Genomic DNA, 6,973 nt, shown 5'->3' with positions numbered 1-6,973 from the left:
GGTGTAAGGGGGCCCAGGCTGGCGAGCGCCGGACGGACAGTGAGGCGGCCACCGCAACATCACTACGCTGTGCGGCTCGCCACCCTCAAAGCGCTATGAGAAGGAGGGATGATGCGCGCTCCGCCGGTTCTCCTGAGCGTCGCCTTGCTCGCGTTTCCTGCGGTAGCTGCCGAGCCGATCGCCGGTCGGCCGAGCATCACGGACGGCGACACGCTGGTGATCCGGGACACCCGGATCCGGCTGCACGGCATCGACGCGCCGGAGAGCGCGCAGACCTGCAAGGACAAGGCCGGGAAGGACTACCACTGCGGTCAGGCCGCCGCGCTGGCGCTTGAGAGCTGACCTGACCGGCTGACTTTGGACCGGGCTGATTGAGAGGATCAGCCAGGACTGAAGGAGTCGGACATGCGTCGAGGTCAGAAGACGAGCGCGGAGCAGGTGGTGCTGAAGCTGCGCCAGATCGAGGTGCAGACCGCCCAGGGCAAGAGCTTGGCGCTGGCGTGCAAGGAGACGGAGATCTCCGAGCAGAGCTATGACCGCTGGCGCAAGGAGTACGGCGGCCTGCAGGTCGATGCGGTGACGACCCTCAAAGAGATGGCCCGCAAGGCCCGTGAGGCGCAGCAGTAAGAACAAAGGGCCCGGCCGAAGATCTACGCTTCGCTGTCCGTCAGGGCGAAGCGAGGAATTCTTTCGACCGTGCCAGCAAGGACCGTATCCCACCCCATCCCGACCTTCGACGGCGGCGCCTCGAATGTCCGCAAGGGGTCAGGAGTTCGCACACCAATTGTTCAGCTGTGCGCCAGAAGCAGTCACTGGGCCCGCCTCCTGAAGCAAACGTTCCGATTCCGACCACATCCAGTCACCCCGCGCCCACTTACCCTACCCTGTGCTCCGAAGCGGACGCAGTGTCAGTGCAGCAGTGCGGCCCCCTCGCTGCCAATCTCGCGCCTTCGATCATTTGTTCTTGGCCACGGCGGATCTCGACAAGGAAGTCTTGTCTACACCGGCAGACATCCTCCAGCATGCCCGGCAGTACCGTCCGATCGGGTTGAAGGTCTCCCTCATGCTCTATGCTGGGACCCGCACCCACTGGTCTGACGCGGGACGGAGCGGCTTAGATTGAGCGCAAGGGCCAGACCAACGCGATGATGGGTATGCCGACCGCTACGACGATGAGGGAGAGCGGCAGTCCAAGGCGGGCATAATCGCCGAAGCGATACCCTCCCGGACCCATCACCAAGGTGTTGCACTGGTGGCCGATGGGCGTGAGGAAATCACATGCGGCCCCCAGGGCGACCGCCATGAGGAACGGGTCGGGCGCTAAGCCGAGCTTCGTCGCGAGCTTGGCGGCGATGGGGCCCATGACCAGCACCGTCGCGGCGTTGTTGAGGAACGGCGTCACGGCCATGGCCAGCACCAGGATGGTGCCCATCGCAGCGACGGGCGGCAGGTCCTGCACCAACGTCGTCAGATGTGCCGCGATGAGGTCCGCGCCACCCGTGCTGGTCACGGTTTCCGAGATGGGGATGAGGGCACCGAGCAGCACGAGAACAGGCCACTCGACGGCTTGGTAGGCCTCGTGCGGTGTCATGCTGCGCAGGAGCAACACCGCGACGACGGCCCCGAAGAAGGCCACCGCAACGGGAACCACGTGCAGAGCTACGAGACCCATAGCAACGGCCAGGATTGCAGCCGGTATCCAACTCCGGTCATTTCGGCCAAGTGCGATTTCCCGGGCGGCAAGGGGGAGCACGCCGAGCGCGCCCAAACTTGGACCGAGAGCTGCCGTGCGTCCGCGCATCACCACGACATCCCCTGCACGGAACCGCACGGCCGAGAGCCGCTGTTCGATGCGGCGACCGCGTCGACTGACGGCGAGGATGAGGACGCCCTGGCGTTGCTCCAGGTCGAGCTGGGCTGCGGTGTGCCCGACGAGCCCGGACTCGGCGGTCACGACCCCCTCCATGACTACGGCTTCGGCCTCCGGCAGCGCTCCGGCCAGCACCAGGTCCGCTCGCGCCACGAAGCGTTCCAAAGCGTCCGGCTCTCCACTGAGGAGCAGCACGTCGTCGGCTCGGAGCATAAAGTCCGGACTGGCTGGATAGCGGCGGAAGCGTTCGCGCAGGACGGTCGCGATCCGGACATCGCCGTCGGCCAGGGCCTCAAGCTCCCCAAGGGTGTGGCCGACACCCGAATGCCCGGCTGGAAGGCTTGCTTCGGTGGTGTAGCGTTCGAGGTTGAACGCGGCGTCCATGGCACGTGCCCCGCTTTCGCGACGTGGTAGTAGCCGCCAACCGAGGCACAGGAAGACGAAGCCGACACCCGCCACGCACAGCCCGACCGGCGCGTAGTCGAACATCCCGAAAGGCTGTCCGGTCAGATCGGCTCGGACTTTGGAGACGATGACGTTCGGCGATGTTCCCACCAGGGTGACGATGCCGCCGATTAAGGACGCAAACGCCATCGGCATCAGGAGCGTGGAAGGCGAGGTACCCGTGCGACGGGCGAGTTGCAGGGCGATGGGCATGAAGATCGCCAGCGCGCCGACGTTCTTCGTGACCATGGAGAGGAGCAGGACCCCTCCCACGAGAGCGGCAACCTGCCGTTGTGCGCTCGTCAGGTGCGGCAGGATGGGACGCATTAGCGTCTCGACCGCACCAGAGCGCGCAATCGCCGTCGACAGGACCAGGGCGGCCCCGACGATGATGACAATGTCGTCCGAGAAGCCCGTGAACGCCTTCTCGGCCGGTACCAGGCCGAGCGCGATCCCAGCGGCAAGGGCGGTGAGCGCGATGAGGTCGTAGGGCAATCGATCCCAGATGAAGGCGGCCACGGTGATGCCGATCAGGCTGAAAGCGAGCACTTGATCGAGGGTCATCGCGTAAGCACCTGGGAGAGCGGCAGGCGAAAGAGGGAGACGGGCATGCAGCGATCCTGTGGGTGGTACGGCCCCCAACCCGCCGGAGGCTCGGGCGTTCACTCGGCAGGCCATCCGCGATGATCCTTCGCGTCGACCTGCCCCAGGCATCGCCCGATGCGCCGGAGGATCTTGAGCCCCATTCCCATGACAGGAGCGTGGACCGTCGCCAGCGCGAGGTCGCGTCTGCACAGCGGCAGATCGCCGAGGTGATCGGTCAGAAGGTGCTGCACGGCTGGCTTCAGAACCGGCACCAGACCGCCATTCCCCTGAACATCAACGTCGGCCGCCTTCAGCAATCAGAGGCGGAGGCCATCGTCCGCTTCGCCGCCGTTGCAGCCCTTGCCGGCGGCGAGGCATCGTCGCCCTGCGTGGTCAGGTCCTGGCTTGCCGGAGTCGGGACCGCACCCGACCTGCTCGCCACCTACGACGCGTCGCTGCACTCACCGCCCGCCCTGGATAAGGCTCTGGCGGCCATCACGGACGCGGACCTCGCGCTCATTGCCTTCGTGCTTTCACTGGTCGCCGCCCGGAATGCAAGCCCACCAGCACGGGCCTTCGCCGACTACGTCGCGGCACATCGGTCCATCCCGACGGCGACCGTGCGCGCAGCCTTGCGCCGCCATGGTTCCTGATCAGGATCCCTCGGACCCCTCGGTCAGCGCCTGAAGCACGGATTGAAGCGCGGCGTCCTCCACGAGGAGGTGGCGGGAGATATCGGCCAGCGTCAGCCATCCGACCACCGCTCCCGCGCCGTCCACGACTGGAAGGCGCCGGACGTAGTTGGCGACCATCAGGTCCATGGCAACGCGAAGGGAGTCTTCGGGGCCGCAGGTCAGGACGGGCCGGGACGCAACCTCCCTGACGGACACCGTCGACGAGTCCCGGCCCCGTGCCACGACCCGGTAGAGAAGATCGCGGTCGGTCACGATGCCGTCGAGCCGCTGGGCGGTGCCGACCGGCAGGGCCCCGACCTCGATCTCGCCCATGAGGATGGCCGCGTCCTGCACGCTCGCATGCGGCTCGATGAACTCCACGTCCCGTGACATCACATCGACGACGCGCAGGTGTTCGGCGGACAGCTTTGGCATCGGGCCTCTGATCGCGCATTGGGAGACTGGGCGGCCTCATGGGACCAAGCGTCGTATCCCGTCAGCTGGGGCACGTCCTCCATGCCCTCAAGGCCATCTCGTGGGGACCGACCTGTCGTCAGTCGGTCGGGGGCATCGGCGTGCGATGTCCATACGATTGCCCATCCTGCCCGTCCATGCGGATGACTGGGCTGCCGATGATCTCGTACGTGTTCGTCGCGATCCGAATTCCCGCCGCCTCGAATTCCTTCAGGATGTCACGGCTGATCGCGCTCTTCAGTTCGCGAACGCCGTGCGTGCGCGTCAGGAACCGCACCGTGATCTCCAGCCAGCTCGTAGTCAGCCGTATGTAGATGCGTGGTTCCACGCCGGCGGTCGGAAGCTGATAGCGGCGCTGCAATTCGGCGGCCTCGTTGGCACCGAGCTGGACGATGGGGCCAGTATGCTTCACCGCCGCCGCCAGCAGGATCTTCTCGGCGACCTCCAGATCCGAGCCGTACCGGATCGGAATCGACATCTCCTCCCAAAGGTATGGGAAGTCGCGCGTGTAGTTGTAGACAGGTTCGTCGAACACCTTGGCGTTCGAGACGGTCACGATGCGTCCCGTGTACTGACGCGAGTGTATCCACGTCGAGGAACTGGGGGATGACGCGGAGGTGACCGAGGCCGGCTCGCCCATTTCCAGGATGGTCGTCTGCATGAACGTGAGCGCGATCACGTCGCCGCGGACCCCGCTCATCACGATGCGATCCCCCAGGTTGAAGGTGTCGCCGCGCAGGATGATTACGTAGCCGGCAATCGCGGTCACCACCCGCTGCAGCGCGAACGCCAGACCAGCGGTCACGAGGCCAAGCGCCGTGGTCAGGCGCGTCGGATCGTCGAACCAGATCGAGAGCACGCCAAGGACCAGGAGCACAGCGATGCCGATGTTGACAGCTTGCCGGCTCCAGAAGGCGGGCCGTCGATCCTTGATGCCGCGATTGAGACGCGCGACGCCCCACTTCAGCGCCCGTCCGGCAAGCAGCACGACAACGACGAACGCCACCGTTAGGAGGAGGCGTCGCCCATTCTCCGGTGTCGCACCGATGAGCGTGACGCCGAAGATGCTGAGGGCACCGGTGGAGTTGAGGGTCATGCCTGCCGCCTCATGCTGCTTCACCGACGCGAGTACGACGATCGCGGTCCGAGGGTATTAGGCTGCTACAGCCAGAAATTCACCCAATCCGATCGTGGAGCTGGCCGCAAAGCTCTCAAGGCGCTCGCCCGACGCTGAGCGCTGTACCTGCCGTTACGTCTGCTTCAATCCGTCTTTCGTCTGAAAGCTGCCAGTCGCAAAACCTGCAGTCCCGGCAGTAGGTCACTGCCTTACTGAGTGGCCTGCAACCGGACCTTCCCAGCTTCTGCAAAGGGTCAGGAGTTCGCACGCTGATTGTTCGGCTGTGCGCCAGTTCCGGACCTTCTGCCACAACTGCTGGAATGTCGGCTCTTCGCCCGCAAGCGGCCTCTGCACGGAATGGTCGGGCTGGAAGGCTACAAGACTTCAGGCTGGGAACGCCGCGCTCGCTGCCCGGGCCAAGGCCGCTGAAGGCGAAGCCGCCCGCGTCCAGGCCCGCCTCGCCAAGGTTGAGAACCAGCTCGACCGCTTCCGGGCCGAGTAGTTCTGGGACCGCGTCATGCAGGAGATAGCCGAGGTGCTCGTAGAGCGGGGGCACCTGACGCCAACCGAGATCCTGCCGGAGCTCAGAGCCGCGACGCTCCGCGGCGCCACTTCGCATAAGGAACCGCTTAACCCCCGGGACCTTCTAGAAAAAGATGGACGTGCGGGTCTCATTCGGGTGCTACTTCGAGCCGTCCGGGGACGGCCGCTACGCGCACAAGGCTGGCTGAGGCCCGGCGGGACCTCGGATGCCTCCCCTCGGGGCGACGAGGATTCGGCCGGCCGAACGGCCGTCAGGTCGCGTTGATCGGACCTGGCGGCTGCGGCGACGGCGGCTCGGTGGGCGGGTCGCCCTCCGGCGGCGCCGGGTCCGGTGGCGGGTCGCCGATGGGCGGTAAAGGGTCGTCCCCGGGGCGCGGCGTGTCGGACTGCATCGAGGACCTCTCCATCAGCTCCCGGAATGAGAGCGGGGCCAACGCGCGAAAGGTCCGAGAGTGGCGTCCGGCAAACCTCGCCGCTGCCTTGAATATTAAGAGGGCGGGGCGGCCCCGGCGCGATGCGGCTGAGATCGGCGACGCACCGCCGACCTCAGGGCGGCGTCCAGCTGATGGGCCGAGTACGGCTTCCGCACCAAGTCGAAGCCGTGCGCGTCGTCCTGTGCCAGCACGTGACTGTAGCCGGACGTCAGGATGACCGGTAGCTCGGGATGGAGGTCCCGGAGGCGACTGGCGAGTTCGAGCCCGCCCATACCCGGCATGACCACGTCCGAGAACACCGCGTCGAAGCGGAAGGGGACAGCCTCGATCTCGGCCAGGGCGGCCTCCGCCGAGGGGACGAGGAGCGAGCCGTAGCCGAGGTCGTGCAGGACCTGGGTGCAGAAACGACCGACCTCGACGTTGTCCTCGACCACCAGGACGCATAGGCCGGCGGGATCGGCGAGCTCCTCGTCCTGGACCGCCGCCTCCTCCGCGTCCGCGACCGGCCGCTCTGCCTGCGGCAGGTAGAGCGTGAAAGTCGTCCCACGCCCGACCACGCTGGCCACGTCAATGTCGCCGCCCGACTGCTTGGCGAACCCTATGACCTGGCTGAGGCCGAGCCCCGTCCCCTTGCCGACGGCCTTGGTCGTGAAGAATGGCTCGAAGATGCGCCCGACATGGTCCGGGTCGATGCCGGAGCCGCTGTCGGTCACCGAGACCGTCACGAACGGGTTCGGGGAGCCGGCGTGGCCGCGGATCGCGGGCTTGGGCCGACCGCAGGCGAGGGCGAAGGTCAGCGTTCCCTCGCCGTCCATGGCGTCCCGCGCGTTCA

Annotated in this window: 7 protein-coding genes and 1 pseudogene; 4 read left to right on the top strand and 4 right to left on the bottom strand. The window is 66.5% G+C overall.

Annotation, left to right across the window (positions count from 1 at the left end):
• The first annotated feature begins 108 nt into the window (after positions 1 to 108).
• Both AX737_RS13230 and AX737_RS13225 read left to right on the top strand, forming a co-directional pair.
• Positions 109 to 342, top strand: a complete 234-nt coding sequence (locus AX737_RS13230) for a thermonuclease family protein (protein ID WP_066922020.1) — start codon at positions 109 to 111, stop codon at positions 340 to 342.
• A gap of 63 nt (positions 343 to 405) precedes the next feature.
• Positions 406 to 705, top strand: a pseudogene (locus AX737_RS13225) (transposase); the annotation flags it as partial.
• 409 nt (positions 706 to 1,114) lie between these two features.
• On the opposite strand, the gene AX737_RS13220 reads toward AX737_RS13225, so the two are convergent.
• Entirely contained in the window at positions 1,115 to 2,878 is a 1,764-nt protein-coding gene (locus tag AX737_RS13220; protein ID WP_066922018.1) for an SLC13 family permease, read from the bottom strand.
• A 119-nt stretch (positions 2,879 to 2,997) separates the two neighbouring features.
• Here AX737_RS13220 and AX737_RS13215 point away from each other — a divergent pair, with 119 nt between their 5' ends.
• Complete coding sequence (locus AX737_RS13215; RefSeq protein ID WP_066922016.1) at positions 2,998 to 3,552, top strand: hypothetical protein; 555 nt, start codon at positions 2,998 to 3,000, stop codon at positions 3,550 to 3,552.
• Here the strand turns inward: AX737_RS13215 and AX737_RS13210 are convergent, their stop codons facing one another.
• Entirely contained in the window at positions 3,553 to 4,008 is a 456-nt protein-coding gene (locus tag AX737_RS13210) for a CBS domain-containing protein (RefSeq protein WP_245293436.1), read from the bottom strand.
• A 118-nt stretch (positions 4,009 to 4,126) separates the two neighbouring features.
• Positions 4,127 to 5,143: a mechanosensitive ion channel domain-containing protein gene (locus tag AX737_RS13205; protein WP_082773023.1), complete on the bottom strand. Its 1,017-nt coding sequence runs from the start codon at positions 5,141 to 5,143 to the stop codon at positions 4,127 to 4,129.
• A gap of 304 nt (positions 5,144 to 5,447) precedes the next feature.
• Between AX737_RS13205 and AX737_RS33200 the strand changes: the two genes are divergently transcribed.
• Positions 5,448 to 5,666 (top strand): hypothetical protein, encoded by a 219-nt coding sequence (locus AX737_RS33200; protein WP_156453692.1) that lies wholly within the window; start codon positions 5,448 to 5,450, stop codon positions 5,664 to 5,666.
• 528 nt (positions 5,667 to 6,194) lie between these two features.
• On the opposite strand, the gene AX737_RS13200 is transcribed toward AX737_RS33200, so the two are convergent.
• Positions 6,195 to 6,973 (bottom strand): ATP-binding protein (locus AX737_RS13200; protein WP_156453691.1); only part of this gene is annotated, 779 nt, incomplete at its 5' end.

Origin of the sequence: Methylobacterium sp. CCH5-D2 (assembly GCF_001556475.1) — a bacterium.
GTDB classification, from domain to species: Bacteria; Pseudomonadota; Alphaproteobacteria; order Rhizobiales; family Beijerinckiaceae; genus Methylobacterium; species Methylobacterium hispanicum.
The sequence above is the reverse complement of the archived record's forward strand: the minus strand, read 5'-3'. Positions and strand labels throughout refer to the sequence as shown.